The sequence below is a fragment of the Microcystis sp. M20BS1 genome (assembly GCF_020245305.1).
GTDB classification, from domain to species: domain Bacteria; phylum Cyanobacteriota; class Cyanobacteriia; order Cyanobacteriales; family Microcystaceae; genus Microcystis; species Microcystis ichthyoblabe_A.
In genome coordinates this window covers 68,445-85,618 of the sequence record NZ_JADBUZ010000045.1, presented here as the reverse complement: position 1 = coordinate 85,618, position 17,174 = coordinate 68,445, and the positions used below count along the sequence as shown (strand labels likewise).

Annotated in this window: 17 protein-coding genes; 6 read left to right on the top strand and 11 right to left on the bottom strand. The window is 42.0% G+C overall.

Annotated elements, in window-relative coordinates; translation table 11 throughout:
- Both IM507_RS04995 and IM507_RS04990 read right to left on the bottom strand, forming a co-directional pair.
- The coding region (locus IM507_RS04995; RefSeq protein ID WP_272072043.1) for a Uma2 family endonuclease at positions 1 to 339 on the bottom strand (339 nt) is incomplete at its 3' end.
- Positions 340 to 457: 118 nt separating this feature from the next.
- On the bottom strand, positions 458 to 1,777 hold the full coding sequence (locus IM507_RS04990; protein ID WP_002739539.1) for an aminopeptidase P N-terminal domain-containing protein: 1,320 nt from the start codon (positions 1,775 to 1,777) through the stop codon (positions 458 to 460).
- Between the two features lie 61 nt (positions 1,778 to 1,838).
- On the opposite strand from IM507_RS04990, the gene IM507_RS04985 reads away from it, so the two are divergent.
- The gene (locus IM507_RS04985; RefSeq protein WP_002739904.1) at positions 1,839 to 2,312 is read left to right on the top strand and encodes a hypothetical protein; all 474 of its coding nucleotides are present in this window, start codon (positions 1,839 to 1,841) and stop codon (positions 2,310 to 2,312) included.
- 264 nt (positions 2,313 to 2,576) lie between these two features.
- Positions 2,577 to 3,521 carry a PhzF family phenazine biosynthesis protein gene (locus tag IM507_RS04980; protein ID WP_016516095.1) on the top strand — a complete coding sequence of 315 codons (945 nt, stop codon included), beginning with the start codon at positions 2,577 to 2,579 and terminating at the stop codon, positions 3,519 to 3,521.
- A gap of 95 nt (positions 3,522 to 3,616) precedes the next feature.
- Here IM507_RS04980 and IM507_RS04975 read toward each other — a convergent pair whose 3' ends face one another.
- From IM507_RS04975 to IM507_RS04955, 5 genes are all read right to left on the bottom strand, one after another.
- Positions 3,617 to 4,387, bottom strand: a complete 771-nt coding sequence (locus IM507_RS04975) for a peroxiredoxin-like family protein (protein WP_002740067.1) — start codon at positions 4,385 to 4,387, stop codon at positions 3,617 to 3,619.
- A complete protein-coding gene (locus IM507_RS04970; RefSeq protein ID WP_002739809.1) occupies positions 4,384 to 5,520 on the bottom strand; it encodes an anhydro-N-acetylmuramic acid kinase in 1,137 nt (378 codons plus the stop codon). The genes IM507_RS04975 and IM507_RS04970 overlap by 4 nt, the downstream gene beginning before the upstream one ends.
- Before the next feature lie 33 nt (positions 5,521 to 5,553).
- Positions 5,554 to 5,763 carry a sulfur carrier protein ThiS gene (gene thiS, locus IM507_RS04965; RefSeq protein ID WP_002751314.1) on the bottom strand — a complete coding sequence of 70 codons (210 nt, stop codon included), beginning with the start codon at positions 5,761 to 5,763 and terminating at the stop codon, positions 5,554 to 5,556.
- Positions 5,764 to 5,877: 114 nt separating this feature from the next.
- A complete protein-coding gene (locus IM507_RS04960; RefSeq protein ID WP_287636735.1) occupies positions 5,878 to 6,894 on the bottom strand; it encodes a thiamine phosphate synthase in 1,017 nt (338 codons plus the stop codon).
- Positions 6,895 to 7,031: 137 nt separating this feature from the next.
- Complete coding sequence (locus IM507_RS04955) at positions 7,032 to 7,643, bottom strand: IS607 family transposase (protein WP_002739943.1); 612 nt, start codon at positions 7,641 to 7,643, stop codon at positions 7,032 to 7,034.
- Positions 7,644 to 8,434: 791 nt separating this feature from the next.
- Here IM507_RS04955 and hisIE point away from each other — a divergent pair.
- The 4 genes from hisIE (at position 8,435) to IM507_RS04935 (ending at position 12,899) form a co-directional block, all read left to right on the top strand.
- On the top strand, positions 8,435 to 9,070 hold the full coding sequence (hisIE, locus tag IM507_RS04950) for a bifunctional phosphoribosyl-AMP cyclohydrolase/phosphoribosyl-ATP diphosphatase HisIE (RefSeq protein WP_123231062.1): 636 nt from the start codon (positions 8,435 to 8,437) through the stop codon (positions 9,068 to 9,070).
- A 294-nt stretch (positions 9,071 to 9,364) separates the two neighbouring features.
- On the top strand, positions 9,365 to 10,750 hold the full coding sequence (locus IM507_RS04945) for a dihydrolipoyl dehydrogenase family protein (RefSeq protein WP_287636734.1): 1,386 nt from the start codon (positions 9,365 to 9,367) through the stop codon (positions 10,748 to 10,750).
- A 27-nt stretch (positions 10,751 to 10,777) separates the two neighbouring features.
- Entirely contained in the window at positions 10,778 to 11,401 is a 624-nt protein-coding gene (tmk, locus tag IM507_RS04940; protein WP_002739947.1) for a dTMP kinase, read from the top strand.
- 4 nt (positions 11,402 to 11,405) lie between these two features.
- The gene (locus IM507_RS04935; RefSeq protein WP_002743898.1) at positions 11,406 to 12,899 is read left to right on the top strand and encodes a thymidylate synthase; all 1,494 of its coding nucleotides are present in this window, start codon (positions 11,406 to 11,408) and stop codon (positions 12,897 to 12,899) included.
- Positions 12,900 to 13,197: 298 nt separating this feature from the next.
- Here the strand turns inward: IM507_RS04935 and IM507_RS04930 are convergent, their stop codons facing one another.
- The 4 genes from IM507_RS04930 to IM507_RS04915 form a co-directional block, all read right to left on the bottom strand.
- On the bottom strand, positions 13,198 to 13,629 hold the full coding sequence (locus tag IM507_RS04930) for a DUF4278 domain-containing protein (RefSeq protein WP_002739979.1): 432 nt from the start codon (positions 13,627 to 13,629) through the stop codon (positions 13,198 to 13,200).
- Between the two features lie 592 nt (positions 13,630 to 14,221).
- The gene (locus IM507_RS04925; RefSeq protein ID WP_002739797.1) at positions 14,222 to 14,977 is read right to left on the bottom strand and encodes an ABC transporter ATP-binding protein; all 756 of its coding nucleotides are present in this window, start codon (positions 14,975 to 14,977) and stop codon (positions 14,222 to 14,224) included.
- Positions 14,978 to 15,781 carry an ABC transporter permease gene (locus IM507_RS04920; protein ID WP_176721683.1) on the bottom strand — a complete coding sequence of 268 codons (804 nt, stop codon included), beginning with the start codon at positions 15,779 to 15,781 and terminating at the stop codon, positions 14,978 to 14,980. It abuts the gene before it with no gap.
- 370 nt (positions 15,782 to 16,151) lie between these two features.
- Positions 16,152 to 17,027 carry an ABC transporter ATP-binding protein gene (locus IM507_RS04915; RefSeq protein ID WP_002740012.1) on the bottom strand — a complete coding sequence of 292 codons (876 nt, stop codon included), beginning with the start codon at positions 17,025 to 17,027 and terminating at the stop codon, positions 16,152 to 16,154.
- Between the last annotated feature and the right edge of the window lie 147 nt (positions 17,028 to 17,174).

The following is a 17,174-nucleotide window of genomic DNA, read 5'->3' as shown; positions in this document are numbered from 1 at the left end:
TTCTACAACTAACAGGGGAGGAAATTCAATCACTGCTGTGGTCATATTTCTAATCTCTTGACATTGTTCGGCAGTTAAAATCATTAAGTCGGGAATTCTCGATTTAGCTTTATCGGTGCGAATTCCCACGGTAGCAGGCATAACTTGCCAGTCTAATTGTAGCCTCTCTATTTCCCTTTCTAACACCTTAAATATATATCTAAGTATCAAAGAATGAAAGCCACTAGCGGGAGGCATGGAAATTAATTCTCCGTTAAATAATTCGTATTTATCATCCGTGCAGTCCTGATAATTTAAATATTCCGCAAAGGTATATAATTTTTCTTTGGTGACAACCATAATAATCTCTAGAAAAAACTTAATTTAATCTCCTTTTTGAGGATAGATATTGCCTTTAATCCCCCCTCAATAAGGGGGTTAGGGGGGAACTGACAATTTTTAACACCTAGCTTTTTACTTAAGATTCGATATCCTCAACTTTTTTGGGAACCGTTGCAGTTAAAACCTCATTTCCTGTGGCAGTAACTAACACATCATCTTCGATACGGATACCGATACCCCGCCATTTTTCTGGCACTTCCGGCTGTCCTTCAGCAGGTTTAATATCGGGGGAGATATAAATCCCCGGTTCCACGGTTAAAACATGACCAGGCTGCAAAGTTTGCCAAGTTTCTTCGTTAACTTTATAACCTCCCGCATCATGGACATCTAATCCTAACCAATGGCCAGTTCTGTGCATATAAAAAGGCTTATATTTTTCCTCTTTAATTATCTCATCAATGTCGCCGACCAATAGCCCTAAATCCACTAATCCCTCCACAATTGTCCTCACGGCTGTGTCATGAAAAAGATTATAAGGATTACCAGTTTTTACCACTTCAATCGCCTTTAATTGAGCTTCCAGAACAATTTCATAGATAATTTTTTGTTCGGGGGTAAATTTACCATTAACGGGAAAAGTGCGGGTAATATCACCGTTATAGTAATTGTAGGCACAACCAGCATCAATTAATAAAAGCTCATTTTCTTGTACTTGGCGATTATTGTTGATATAGTGCAGAATACAGGCATTAGCACCACTAGCAACAATAGAAGGATAAGCGGGACCCATACCCCCTTCTAGGCGAAAAGTATGCTCAATTTCCGCTTGAATTTGATACTCGTAGTGACCAACTTTGGTAAATTCTCTGGCCCGATTATGTGCCTGTGCTGAAATAGCAGTTGCTTGGCGAATATTGTCCAATTCGGCCTCGGTTTTCAGTAAGCGCAAAGGATGGAGAATAAAATTAGTATCCTCTAAAGCAGTCGGTCCAGTGCCGCGACGGGGAAAAGTGGCGATTAATTTTTGCCAGTGCTTTAGAACATTTGTATTAAAAGTTTTGTCCCGGCCGAGATGATAATAAATTCGGTCGGCTTTTTCGAGATATTGGGGTAATTTTTCGTCCAATTCTTCGATAGAATAGGCCTCATCAGCAGCAAAAATCTCCTTTGCTCCTTCCACACCGTGGAGATAGCCGGTCCAGGTTTCTTTTTCTGGGTCTTTTGGCTGCACGAACAGGATAAACTGATGTTCGGGGTGATGGGGTGCTAAAACCGCCACCGCCTCCGGTTCATTAAATCCTGTCAGGTAAAAAAAGTCACTATCCTGACGATAGGTGTATTCTACGTCATTGTGCATGACCACCATGGGCGCACTGCGAAAAATTGCCGTTCCATTGCCGATTTTTTCCATTACCTGCTGACGACGCTGCTGAAACTCTCTGCGATCGATGCCCATAGATATTCCTAAAAATGTCACAATAAGTCCTAGAGTCTATTATCGCTAATATTTTTAATTTATGACCCCTGAAGAACCGGATTTTTCCCAAGATATCATCGAAAGGCGCGAGTTTACCCTAGCAGATTTTATCGCTCAAGAGGGGGCGGATTTCCTCAAAGGGGAATCTCCTGTCCCCAAATTGGTGCAAGTTACCACAGAGATTAAACAATTTATTGCCGCTAATTTAGGGGATTCTTCGGGAGCTTTGCAGATAATTTTACAGCTTATTGTCGATGAAGAATTAACCAAAGTCAGTCAAAATTTAGATAATCCCGTTCAAGCTTTACAGTTAATCCTAGAAGAAATTTTAGACAATCAAGAATTACTCTATGAATTAGTACACCGAGTCGATGTGAAATGGGGACAATTATACGGGGAACGTCCCTATTTTCAAAAACCCCATCAAAAACCCCACCCTGAAGACGAATACACTCACAATTCCGTCAGAGATAAGTTAGTCAGTTTATTAGCCAGATTAGAAGCGGATAAGTAGTAGAGTTATTAGGAGACTCCGAGATGATTCAAGACATACCTTATCTTTAGGAAAAACTCTGTATTTTAATTATTTCTTAATAAAGACTAACAGGACTGATGGTGAGCAGCAGAAGTTATTAAAAGAGGGCGAAGGCAATTCGCCCCTACAATAATATTTATTATCGCGCCAAAAGTAGGGGCGCACCGCGTGCGCCCAGCGGTCACGGGTGAAAATAGTTGTAAGATCAAAAAATTCTCCGATAACTGTTGCCCTATCCCCCGCGTGCCTACCTATTCCTACTATACCGCCGATGTTTTTAGCGATCGCATTTTTGGCGGTAATCCCCTGGCGGTTTTTCCGGAAGCGTCTGGATTAACCCGCACCCAGATGCAAAAAATCGCCGCCGAATTTAACTTCTCGGAGACAGTCTTCGTTTTTGCGCCAGAAACGCCCCAAGGCACTAAAAAAGTCCGGATTTTCACCCCCAGTACCGAATTACCCTTTGCTGGTCATCCTACCGTCGGCACAGCCTATATTTTAGCCCTAATCGGCGCTATTCCCCCCTACCAAGAAACCACGATTTATCTGGAGGAAGGAGTCGGTTTAGTACCGGTGAAAATTATCATGGAGGGGGAAAAACCGGTCTATAGTGAGTTAAAAGTGGCACAATTGCCAGAATTAGTGACGGATACTTATGCTCTCGATGATTTAGCGGCGATTCTTTCCCTACGCGTTGCCGATTTCTTACCCGGTTATCCCCCACGCGCTTTTTCCTGTGGTCTCCCTTTTTTATTCATCCCCGTCAAAAATCGAGATATTTTAGGGAAAATAAAACTAAATCTAACTCTTTGGTCATCATTATTAGGTCAATCCCCCGCTAATTCCCTTTTTGTCTGCTGTTTTGACCCAGAATCTCCCCTATCTCGTCTCTATGGCCGAATGTTTGCCCCCGGTTTAGGAGTTATGGAAGATCCCGCCACTGGTTCGGCTGTGGCCGCTTTAGCGGGCTACCTAGGAGGGTTAGAATCTTCTAGGGAAGGGATGAATCAATGGACGATAATCCAAGGAGTGGAAATGGGCAGACCCAGCAGTTTACAATTAAAGTTTCAGAAAAACAACCGTAAAATTACGGAAGTTTCTGTGGGTGGTGCATCAGTTCTAGTCTGCCAAGGTAAGATGATAATTCCCGATGGGGAAACAAAAAGCCCTACAAAAGGGTTATTGTGATTATTATTCCCTGAAATCGGTGAGAAACAGGAAAGGATTAAAATTTTGGACTGGTATCATTTAATCGAAACTCTCTATATAGAGAAGAAAAAAGCTTAATCCCGCAAAAAAGCGAGGGGATAACTCATATTCTCAGCAAATCCCAAGATACCTCCATCTCGATGCTCATAGAGTAAATTTCCTTGACTATCAAATAAAAAAGTCCCTCCCCGTTGGGTGAGATAACTACTATCGGGGATATATGTTGACCAATTGCCCAAAACTTGAGTCATATTACGCAGTCTCAGGGTGGCTAATTCAAAAGGTCGCTGAAAACCTTGACCCCCAGCAAGATTGAATAGGGAACCCCGGAAAGCTGGTAAAGGCCGCGCTTGTATTGTTTCCTCCTCGGCAATTAATTGGGGGGCTTTGCGATCGCCACGATAACCCCGCAGCACTTCGGCCAGAGTCCCCGGACTACCCACACCCGCACACATCAAAATTAGATTTAACCAGGCATTTTGTCCGGGGGAAAATCTCGGTAATTTTAACGATAAACCGCGATACAGTCCTAATAAATCGTGTAATTCAGCTTTCGGGTCAACAAACAGCCAATCTTGCCGAAATTTCGTATATTCAGCGAATTTTAAACCTGAATTGCGATCGCCGATACCGATGGCACGAATGGTAATCCCGGCATTTTGCCAAAGGGCTGCCTCTTTTTCTAACCACCAAGCGTATTCGAGACTATCAAAATCTCCCAATTGCGGCCAAACAAGAATTAAAAGACGTTTATAGTCGGCACAATCGCTTAAAATTGGCACTATTTGCCCATCGCTGACTCTTTGGCGTTGAATTGTTGAAAATATTTCATATATACTGCTCATAGATAAATTTCTCCTAATAAAACCTCCTCTTTTGCTCCCGTGACTTTCGGTAAATTACTGGGGAAATTGTGCCAGCGCCAATAGGCCAAAAGGGCAAAAGCGATCGCTTCTTTAAAATCGCTATTTAATCCTACCTCATCAGTGGTCAAAAGCTTGACATTTGACCCCAAATGTGCTAGTAGTCTTTGGCGCAGGTAGGCATTATGAGCGCCACCACCACAGAGCAGCACTTCTGCGGGCATTTCTGGCAAAAAGGTTTGATAGCTGTGGGCGATCGAAATGGCGGTTAAATCGGTTAAACTGGCCAACCAGTCGGCATCACTGAGGGAATAAGCTTGGGCATCCCGGTGCAATTGGGCTAGATAGGCGGGGCTAAATAACTCTCTGCCGGTGGATTTAGGGGGATATTGTTGAAAATAAGGCTCCTGTAGCCATTTATGAACTAATTCGGAGCAGGGTTGACCCTGGGCCGACCATTGACCGTTATGGTCGTAGGTTTGTTGGCCTTGGCTCAAAAATTGTACGGCCAAATCGATGAGGACATTGCCGGGGCCGGTATCCCAACCGAAAATTTTTTGCTGCCAATTTTCCGTTTGTCGGGGGGGTAGATAGGTTAAATTGCCAATACCGCCGATATTTTGGACGCAGCGGGCTTTGGTGGGGTGAGAAAGCAGATAAGCGTCAATTTTCGGCACTAGGGGCGCACCGTGACCAGCTTGGGCGATATCGGCAGCGCGAAAATTACTAATGGTGGGAATACTGGTGATTTTTGCGATCGCTGCTCCCCGTCCTAATTGTACCGTGTAACCGAGGCGATCATTTTGGGGGGGTCGATGAAAAACGGTTTGACCGTGACTGCCGATTAATTGGGCTTTTGGGGCTTCTTTTTGGATATTTAAGGCGGCTTGGGCGAATTCTGCGGCGATGTTATCATCTAAGCTGGCTAAAGCTTCAATAGATAGCTTTTCTCCCCCACAGACTTGCAAAATTGTCTCTCGTAATCGGGGGGAATAGGGATAGGTTTCCCCTGCTAATAACTGCACCTGTGGAGATTCCACTGTACCGCTAATCTCCACTAAAGCGGTATCGATGCCATCCACCGATGTGCCACTCATTAAACCGATAACTAACAAGTTTTTTCCCTCAACTGTCGATTGTTGATTATTTTATCCCCCTCCGACAATAGTAACAATTTCTAATTTATCCCCCTCCTTGATTTCCGTGTTTTCCCAATACTGACGATGGAGGATTTCCCCGTTATATTCCACTGCAACTAACCGAGGATTCATGCCCAAATTTTCTAGCATTTGCGGTAGTTTAGTTGCGGGTAAACAGGTTTGAGTTTTGCCGTTAATTTGCAAGGTTATTTCTGACATGGATTTGGATAAGTAGTCGTGCAAAATTAATTTCCTAGTCGAGACAGGAGACAGTATTCAGGAGACAGGAGACAGCTTTTTTCTCCCTACACCCTACACCCTACACCCCACACCCTACTTTAATTGGGTTAATAATTCTTGTGTCACCACATCGGGGTGCTGCGCTTCCATGATGGCCCGGACTACAGCTACCTGTTGCGCTCCTGCCTCTAAAACCTCTTTAATGTTATTACTATCAATACCACCGATCGCAAACCAGGGTAAAGGGCAATTTTCCCGCGCATAACGGACGTATTCCAATCCTGCGGGGGTTTTTCCCGCTTTGGTGGGGGTGGCATAAACTGGACCAACTCCCACATAATCGGCCTTTTCTTGGATTGCTTTGGCCATCTCTTGGGGATTAGTGGTGGACCGGCCGATAATTGCCGTCGGGCCGAGAAATTGCCGCGCTAGGGAAATCGGTAGATCCTGTTGACCGAGATGAACACCATCAGCATGAACGGCCTGAGCAATATCGACGCGATCGTTCATAATAAACAAAGCATCATAACGGTGGCATAACTCACACAGTTTAGCAGCTTCTTCTAAACGAATCGTATCAGCGGCGGTTTTATGGCGGTACTGCACCAATTTTAAACCTCCTTTTAGGGCTAATTCAACGATTTCTAACAGATTTTCGGCGGGAGAAGTGACTAGATAGAGGGGAGATGCTTTTAGTTTTTCCAGAGGTGGCGAGATTAATAGTTTACTCTCTAGCTGATAAACCCGATAGCGCAGCTGTTTACAGGCTATCCCTAGCTCTAGATCATAGAGTTTACCGTATTCTTCTAAAACCCTAAAAGCCTCCTGTACGCGAGCGAGATTTGCTTGCAGCAGTCCCTCGACAGTCTCCCGGATTTCTTCCCTGGGATGGCTTAAATCCCTGCCGATATCGCCGGCTGTGTCCCGATGTCGTTTAAGATCGATCGAGTGCCAACTAGCCAACTGATGGCGCATTTCTTTACATTCTTGGGCTAAATTGGGATTATCTAAGCCAAAACGACACCATTCTTCGATAATTCGCAGTCCTTCTCTAGCGCGGTCAAGGTTAGCATCGAGAATCCGTTTAATCGCCGTGGTTTCTAGTTTCATTTGCCGTCAATGTAGAGTTATGATAGCCGTTAGTCGTCAGCTAAAATATTACTATTCTTGGCCCTTGTTCGGGGAAGAGTAGAGTCGGCATCAGACAGGCAACAAAGAGGGAGGAGAAACCCAGTCCAAGGATAATTTTAAGCCGAGGGGAGATTCTTAAGCGCCCCTAGGTATTCCACCAATTGCCGATGATCCGGGTTATGTAGCGGGTAGAGACGATTGTAACAGATGGTGACAAGGGCTTGCAGATCGTCCACTAAATCCTCAGCTGCAATGGATTTCTGGGGTTGATTGAGGAGAATGACTTGGATTTTAAAGAAACTGCACAAACCCAAAATAAAATCATGACAAAAGCGGCCAACACTTTCTGGATGGGTTAAAACTAGACATTCCAACCCACCGTTACACATCATCTCTACTAGACGCATAAGATTAGGGCGATTGTGACTGACTCCGTTGCCGATATCGCTGAGAATTTCAAAGGGTTGACCCTGCTGATGACAAAAGTCTTCTAAGGCTTTTATCTGATCCTCTAGTTGTTGTTTTTGTTCAGGTCGGTTAACACGAGCATAGCCAATGATAAATGGGGTTGATTGAACAGATTGTAATATATCTTGCCGTCGGTAGCGCCGATGACCACCAGGGGTACGAATTGAGGAAATTTTCCCCTGTTGTTCCCAGCGCCGGAGGGTTTTAATGCTAACTCCGAGCAAGCCCGAGGCTTCTCTAATCGTGATTAGGTTATCCATACATAGTAACTTGGTTTTAAATTAGAAAAATTTATTGTAGGAGAATCGTTCAACCTGAGACAGTGTAGTTGTCCACCTTCACCCTGTGATTACCTCGAGTAGGAATAATAGTCATTTCAGATAGGTTTAATATAGTCTAGACCGACAAAACTCTTAGGAAATCTGGTATTGATATTCTCAAGCTTAATTGAAATTACTATATACATAACTCTATCGACAGGACTCGGTTTTAAATCAAAGAAATTCCTGAGGGTAGAATTGTCTAACTTAAGACAGGTGTTTGTCCACTTTCATACTGTGATTAGCTCCCAATGCTTATTGAAGAAGATTTATGATGGCTCATAATACATCTTTCCACAGAGATTTGGAAAAAAATTCTTTGTTCTCCTAAAACCTGAGTTTCCCCGATCATCGCACGGGATAACTTGTTATAGGTGCCAATCCAAAAGACTCTGCTGTAGGGATTAGTTGTATTCTTAACCTTATCCCCATTTTAACGCAGCTGCCTGGTTAGGGAATTGATTGGCTTTGAACTGAAGTTTTGACGTTAAACAATGTTAAGTTTTGTATATGATCCCTCTCTTGATTAAGTTTTATAACAGTTTGAGATATTTCTTAAAACTAGAGCCTGTTTATTTATCCAGCTTTCACCAAAAAGCTTGGGTATAGATCATATTATTGTGGTGGATTCCTTTAGTAATGATCGCACTGTGGAAATTGCCCAACGTTAAGGCTATATAATTAAGCTTTGGGCAATTTGTCCCACCATAATTCTTGACCGCGAAAAACTGATGTCCTCTTTACTCTCCGCTATTCCCCTCGACGCGATCGCTTATAATCCCCAGGGTTTAGTACCAGCGATCGCTCAAGACTATCTTGATGCTACAGTGTTAATGATGGCCTGGATGAATCGGGAATCCCTCGAAAAAACCCTCACCACCGGGGAAGCGTGGTATTGGAGTCGTTCTCGTCAAGAATTATGGCACAAAGGAGCCACCTCGGGCCATATCCAAAAAGTGCGTCAAATTCGCTACGATTGCGATAGTGATGCTATCTTGCTGACTGTTGAGCAAATCGGTGATATCGCCTGTCATACCGGCGAAAGAAGCTGTTTTCATCAAGTAAATTGGCAAAAATCACCGCCAGCGGCCGACACCCTCTCGGAATTGTTTAAGGTAATTTGCGATCGCAGAGACGATCCTCATCCGGAATCCTACACCTGTAAACTTTTGGCCGGGGGAGATAACAAAATTCTCAAGAAAATCGGCGAAGAATCGGCAGAAGTGGTCATGGCCTGCAAAGATAATGATGGCGATGCTATTGCTGCAGAAGTGGCCGATCTTTTTTATCATACTCTCGTCGCTCTCGCCTATCATCAAGTTCCCCTGCGAGATGTCTATAAAAAATTGCAAGACCGGCGCCGGTAATCAGTTATCAGTTATCAGTTATCAGATTTGAGTTTTAAGTGGGTGGGTGGAATTAAATATAAGATGAACGTAGGTTGGGTTGAAGCATGAAACCCAACGCCAGATTATGTTACGCTACCGCTAACCCATCCTACAAACAATTGTGCCTCCCTACTTAAGTGTTAAGTTTCCGATTCCTGAATACCGACTCCTGATTCCTGAATACTGTCTCCTGAATACTGTCTCCTGAATTCTGACTCCTGAATACTGTCTCCTGACTCCTGAATACTGACTCCTGATTCCTACTTTATATTTGTGGTTTACGACTTAGTAATTATCGGTGCCACTCCTGCGGGGATAGAAGCGGCTTTGTTGGCTGTTCACCTCAAAAAAAGGGTGGCTTTAGTGCAACAGCCTTCTAGGGACAATTTAGAGGCATCTGAGGACATTTTTAGCAAGGGATACAGCCAAATTATCAATCTCTATAAACTGCTCAATCATTGGCAAGAAACGGCCATTTATCCCCAGTGGCAACGGTTGCGGCAATGGTTAGAGGAAGTGGATAAAACTATTAATAAATATCATTCTTTGGCAAGATTAGCCACGGAAGGAATAGATGTGATCCCGGGTGGGGGGGAATTTGTCCGGCTGCCCCATTTAGGATTCGTGGTTAACGGTCGGCAATTGTTGGCTAAACACTATCTTATCGCCCCGGGTTTTTATCTGCAAGTCCCGAAAATTTTCGGCTTAGATGAGGTTAATTATTTTACCGCTCAAACCCTTTGGCAAGAGCCAAATTTAGACAAGTTGGGACAACATTTAGCGATTATTGGTAACAGCAGCATGGCTGTGAGTTTAGCGCAAATTCTCCGACGTTTGGGGAAAGAAATTAGCTTAATTATCGAGAATAATTATCTACTGCCGGATATTGATCGGGAAATTTCCCATTTAGTTACTGCCATTTTAGAAGCGGAAGGAATTAAGATTTTACCCGGCTATTGTCCTAGTCAAGTGAAAGCGATCGAGGGTCAAAAATGGCTACAATTAGGCAATCGTGTTATCGAAGTTGATGATATCATTTTTGCTGGTAATTATCAAGTCGATGAACAGGGATTAAATTTGGCTGGGGTGGGAGTTAAACTAGAACAAGGATTAATCAAGGTTAATCAGCAATTACAAACCGATAATTCCCGCATTTATGCCCTAAATTTGCTCAAAAATAATTATCCCGATCCTACTTTAAATCACCGGGCTACTTTTGGGTTAGTCAAGCATCTGCTCACGGGAGAAAAATTTAACTTTAATCCCGATCAAATTCCCTCATTTATTGCTTTTGATCCGGCTATTGCTTGGGTGGGTTTAACTGGAAAAGCAGCCCGGGAGAGCTATGGTGAGGAGGTAAAGATGATCAACTATCCCATCAAAAATATAGTGGCACAGCAAATCTGGGGAGAAACCACCGGATTTTGTCAATTAATCTACCGACAAGATGGTAAAATACTGGGAGCGCAAATAGTCGGTAATCAATCGGCAGAAATGATCGGTATCATCGGTTTAGCTTTACAAGAAAATTTAACCATACAATCCCTCAATAAAAATATTTATATTTGGGGAAGTATGGGAGAGATTATCGGAGAAATGACGCAATTAATCCCCCCCAAAAAATCTTGGTTAACTTGGCTAAAAAAATTATTCAGATAATTAGATATAAAAAAAGAAGATTAAATTATGAAACCGAAATTTATTGTCTTTGAAGGTATTGACGGATCTGGAACAAGTACCCAAGCAAAACTCCTACAAGAATATTTTTTCAAGCGAGGGGAAAAAGCAGTTTTAAGTCCGGAACCTTCCGAGGGAGTCATCGGTCGTTTGATTCGAGAAATAATGCAAACTAATCTTATTTCTATCCAAGATCAAAATCAATTTGACCGACAAATGGCTTATTTATTTGCAGCTGATCGCCATTATCACTTATATAATGATCATGATGGCGTTTTTAAACTTATTCACCAAGAACAAACCCACGTTATCACTACTCGTTATTATTTTTCTTCCCTGGCCTACAATTGCAATAATCCCGAAGAATTGGCTTTTGTTCGGCAGTTAAATCAACATTTTCCCAATCCAGATATAGTTATTTATATCGATGTTATTCCCGATATTTCTCTAGCGAGAATTAAAAACAGAGCCATCACAGAAGTGTACGAAAAACAAGAAAAATTAATGAAAGTTCGTCAGATGTTTATCGAGATATTTAAAGAATATAAAGATAATTATTTACAACTGGATGGCAATGATACAATAGAACACCTTCACCGAAATATTATTAATTATCTTGAACAATTAATTTAAATCCATGCTCAGTACAGAAACCACCCCTAAATTCATCTACCAACCCCACTATAAACCTAATCAATTAATCTGCGGTCACGGACAAACGGCAATTATCACGGGATGGACAGTAAAACAGTCCCTTGCTAAACATTTAAATCCCGACCAATACGCAGTAATTGGCAATCTTTATAGTCCCACCAGAGGAATTAGTCCCCTGCTGAGAAACTTAATAGCAAATCCCCACGTTAGATATTTAGTTATTCTCAACGCTACCAAGGAAGATAAAAACTCTGGTAGCTGTCAGTGTTTGCTAGATTTTTTTAGTCAAGGATTTCAGTTAGGAAAAAGTGACACAGGTAGAGAATGTTGGTTAATTAATTCTCCTATCACGGGATATATTGACAAAGAAATTGACCGAGAAACCCTCGAAAAATTACGTCAATCGATTCAATATCAACTGGTTAAATCCATCCCAGAAGCGATTGAAATCGTCAAAAGTTATGCAGAACAATCTCCCTTACCAACTTGGGGAGAACCCTTAATCTTTCCCCTCTTAGAAAATCTTCCTTCTCTGCTACCTGGGACAAGATACGGTCATCGCATTGAAGGAAAAACTATTGCCGAAACCTGGGTAAAAATTCTCCAAAAGATTAAAACCACCGGCACAATTAGACCCACAGGATATGATGGTAAATGGCAAGAATTAATTGACCTAATGGCCGTTGTCACCGATGAACCCCCAGACTTTTATTTTCCTGAACCTAATTATTTGCCTATAGATAGAGCTTTTCTTACCGAATATATCGGACAAATTCTCGATGATTCTCCTATACACCAAGGAGTTAAATACACCTATGGTCAAAGATTGCGCTCTTGGTTTGGCCGAGACCAAATTGCACAGGTTATCAATAAATTAATCTCAGAAATTGACGCAGCCAGTGCAGTTATGTCCCTCTGGGATGTGAAAGACCACGAAAAGGGAGGTAGTCCCTGTTTAAATCATATTTGGGTGCGAGTGGTGGAAAATGAATTATCTCTCACCGCAATATTTAGAAGTAATGATATGTTTGCCGCTTGGCCGGCAAATGCCATGGGATTGCGCGCTTTACAGCAACATATTAGGGATGAGATTAGCAAGCGCTCCGAATACAATTTATCAATGGGTCCATTAATTACTATTAGTCAATCGGCCCATATATACGATGATACTTGGGAGAATGTCGAACGATTAATCGCCACCCAGTACGATAAAATTGTCAATCAGCGCGATTTTTTTGACCCTAGCGGTAACTTTTTGATTTCCGTGGAAAAAGAACAAATTCTCGTCCAACAAACTACCCCCGGCAGTGGGGAAATTGTCGCCTGTTATCAAGGCAAAAATCCCCTGAAATTAATCCGCGAGCTTGCCGCTACTAATCCCGCAATCATTCCCGAACATATCGGTTATCTGGGAATCGAGTTACAAAAGGCATACAACTGTCTCAAGAATAATCAGCCTTATATTCAAGACCAGTAGATAAGTGGGAAGTAGGAAGTGGGGGCATCTCAATAATATTATTGTAGGGGCGAATTGCATTCGCCCTCTTTTAATAACTTCTGCTGCTCACCAAAATCACAAATATAAGATGCACCCAATCAGTGAACTTAAAACTCAAATCTGATAACTCGACCGAATCTAAGACCTAATTGGTTAAGCCAAAAGCTTTGATGTGCTTAGTTTCTAACCTTCTTTTTAGGTAAGAGAATTGCCAGATTCTTTCTTTTGCCTTTTGCCTTCAGAAGCTGATAACTGATAACTGATAACTGATTACTGATTACTGGTCCTTGTTTGCCGAACCAGCACCGCGATATTTGAGAGATGAGGAGCGAATTGGGTTAGCCACCGTGGTATTATTGGTGATTTTAACCTCCGCACCGCGATATTTACCCCCCCGCTCCTTGACAGGAGCCTCAGCGACTGTTTGCTCCATATAGGCGGCCCCACGGTACTTTTTCTCGCCGGCGGTTTCTGGAGTGGGGACGGGGATATTCTTCTGCTCTTCTCGTCCTTGCCATAAAAAGGTGACGACAATCACAACTGTCAAGAGAATTAATAGCTGAATCTGCCAAGGAGCTAAAACCAGACTCAACACTAAACTAATTACCGTGGCAGCACTGGCGAGATAAGCAATTTCATCGCTGGACTTCTGCCAGAAATAGGCGGCCAGAGCAGCGGTGAATAGTGGCAACAAAAACAAATAGGACATTCTGGGTACACCTTGTCATGCTAGTGAACCAATCTCCCTATATATTACCTCCCTAGCTTCGATCGGCGAAAAATATTAACTTAGCTTATACATCCTATAAGTTTTATTTTGTCAATCCTTCTTTACAATTCGTAAAAATATTGTTACATTTATTTACATGAACTAAAAGTTAAAGCAAAACAGCCAAGACAGCAAGCCGGTTTAGATTGTCTCGAAGAGTATAGGACAGAAGATGATTCCTTGAGTCCGAGACAACGGCAAAAAACTTGGCCTACTAGCTTAAAAAGTTTTCGGGGTTTGGGTTTACCCCATTGACAGATTTGCTTGAGTTCTCCTACATAACTTAGCGCTACCTCGGCTGGACACCGAGGTTTTTTATTTTGTGACAGCGTTTTCGACTGAGTAAAACGTAGGCTCTCTTATTCTTTGTGTGATAAGTTTAGATTATCTAGAAGCGATCAATCTTTGTGTTCTTTGGGTCTTTGTGGTTCGTTCCAGTTGATTGCCAGCAGGAATGTATCCTATAATACATTTTACCCACCAAACCCAAGAGAGCCAAACGTAGATAAATTAATTGAGATTACCTACTTAATTAAAAATTAACTTCATTTTGATGCACGGAATCCAAATAAAACTTGATTACATCTTCCGATGCACCCTGACATTGCAGCTGGCCTTTATTCAGCCAAATTGCTTGGTCACAGGACTCTTGAATTAAAGTCAAATCGTGGGAAACTACTAAAATAGTAGCGTTAGAATTCCAGAATTTTTTTAAACGTCGTTTACACTTATTTTTAAAACTTTCATCCCCGACGGAAAGGACTTCATCAAGAATAAGAATATCGGGGTGAACCTCTGTTGCGATCGCAAACCCTAAACGAGCCACCATCCCAGAAGAAAGAGATTTCACCGGCGCTCCCATATATTCTTCTAACTCAGCAAAGTCAAGGATATCTTTGGTTTTTTCCTTCATTTCCTGACGCGAAAATCCCAGCATTACCCCATAGAGAATAATATTATCTTTTACTGGTAAATCTGGATCAAAACCCGCTCCTAATTCAATTAAAGAAGCAATTTGTCCCCTGACTCTCACCTGTCCCTTTGTCGGTTCTAGAATACCACAAATGACTTTTAAAAGAGTAGATTTTCCTGCGCCATTAGCTCCAATGATACCTAATTTTGCTCCAGAATTAATTACTAAATCTATATCATCTAGAACTAATTTTTTGGCAGGTTGACGATATTTACCTTCAAGAAGAGAGAAGATTGTCCTTTTTAGATCGTAGGAAAATTCTTCTTGAGTGCGTCTTTCGAGAGACACTTGATCGAGTCGAATTACTTCTGTCATTTATAATAAATCCATAAATAAATGTCGCCAGAGTCGGAAGCAAGTCCAACCAATTCCTAAGATAATGATCCCACCGAGTAGAGATTGAAAAATCAAACTAAAATCCGGTAATCCGGGGGAAAGGGACAATTGGCGAATACTTTCAATTACTGGTAATAATGGGTTTAATAGGAGGAATGGTTGTACGGAGGGAGGAATAATTTCTGGAGGATAGAAAATCGGGCTGCTAATCCAAGCGACAAAACAAACAATTTCGTAAAAATAGGGTAAGTCTCTGAAGAAAACGTAGAGGGTACTAACAAAGAAACCCACTCCCGTGCAAACCAGAGAAAGACCGATCACGGGAAAAATCAGAGCAATTACATTAATTAAACTTTGAGACTTCCAGAGAGTTACTATAGCCAAAAGGGGAAAGATACTAATAGCAAATTGAAAAATATTTGCCACTACCATGGAAACGGGAAAAATGCTAACTGGCAGACGAATTTTATTTAAAATACTGCCATTACCAACAATACTAGGTAAAGCTTGGTTAGTGGAAGCATTAAAGAAATTTATGACGACTAAACCAGTGAAAGCCGCTAGGACATAGTTAACTATAGAATTATCAAAATAAGAGGCGAAAACCGTGCCGAAAATTGCCGTGTATAGTGCAGTCATAATCACGGGATTTAACAAAGACCAGTAAACCCCCAGAAAAGAACCCCGATAGCGTCCCTTGAGATTACGTTCCACTAAAACACTAAGCAATTCGTAATATCGCCGCGCTGTTGACCATCTAGTTTTTGCTTGGAGATCGGTCATAGGGATAATTGTCATCTCGTCAGTATTCAGTGCCTTATTCTAAACGATTACCGTCAATCTTGTCTATCGATCGAGGGAGTACTCTAGTTTTTATCCAGTCCCCGACGACTCTCCCTCTTCGGAAAAAGTTCCCTTCTTGGTCGATTTATCTGGCTCAAAAAGCTTAAAAATTGCTAAAAGCCTCTTTTTTTAGGGTTGAATTCGGTTTTTAGGGACAGCCTCAGCTAATTGACCTAGACTCTAGCAGGTTGGCCCATAAAATTGACACCAGATCAAAGCCAAGAAATGCCGATTTAAACAGAGCTAATCTCAGAAAAACTGGAGTCAAAAACCGATAACTTAACAATTTCCTAAGGGACAAACTAAGAATTTAATCTAATTGATGTCCCGTCAGTTCCACAAAGATATCTTCGAGGTTGGAAGGGCGACACATTACTCCAGTTTTATCGCTCAAAGTGTCGAGATAGGCATTAGCATCAGCCACGGTGGGGAAAAATTTATAATCGATTTTATCGCCAACTTGTTTGATAACTAAACCCTCGCCATACTTACTACGAAAATCCGTTAGAGTTCCTAATTCGATTAATTTGCCCGCATCCATAATGCCAATTCTGCCCGGTTTTCCTGCGGCGTTATCCTGACAGAGAAATTCCACTTCTTCCATGTAGTGAGTGGTTAACAAAATTGTCATTCCTTGCTGGTTTAAATCGCGAATTACTTCCCACAAACGACGACGATTTTGGGGGTCTAAACCGACAGTTGGTTCATCGAGAAAGAGGATTTTTGGTTCGTGAAGAAGAGCGCGAGCAATCTGTAAACGTCGTTTCATCCCACCGGAAAGAGTTTTGGCAAGGGCAGATTTTCGATCGCTTAAACTGACATAATCTAAATAGCGATCAATTAATTCTTGTCTCTGGGGATTGGGGATATGGTGCATCCGGCCGTGAAATTCCATATTTTCCCAGACGGTTAATTCCCCATCAACGCTAATCTGTTGTAAGACTACCCCAATATTTTTCTTCACCTGATCGCGGTATTTTTTCACATCATACCCCGCCACTTCGATTTCTCCTTGACTTGCTTCGGTTAGAGTGATAATCATGCGGATTGTCGTCGATTTTCCCGCACCGTTGGGACCGAGTAAACCAAAGATTTCCCCTTTTTCGATAGCAAAGGAAAGCTCGTTAACTACCGGGAGATTATTATAGATTTTAGAAACGCGATCGAGAGCAATAGCGGCGGTCATAGTTACAAAAGTTAATATTCTAGCTATGGATTAGTGTAACCGAATTAGCCCAACTCGACGGCGATTTTATCCTTCCCCCTCGGGATCGTCCTATCGACTTTGGTTTTATCTCATCACAATCAGATTAGAATGCAGATAAAAAATCTT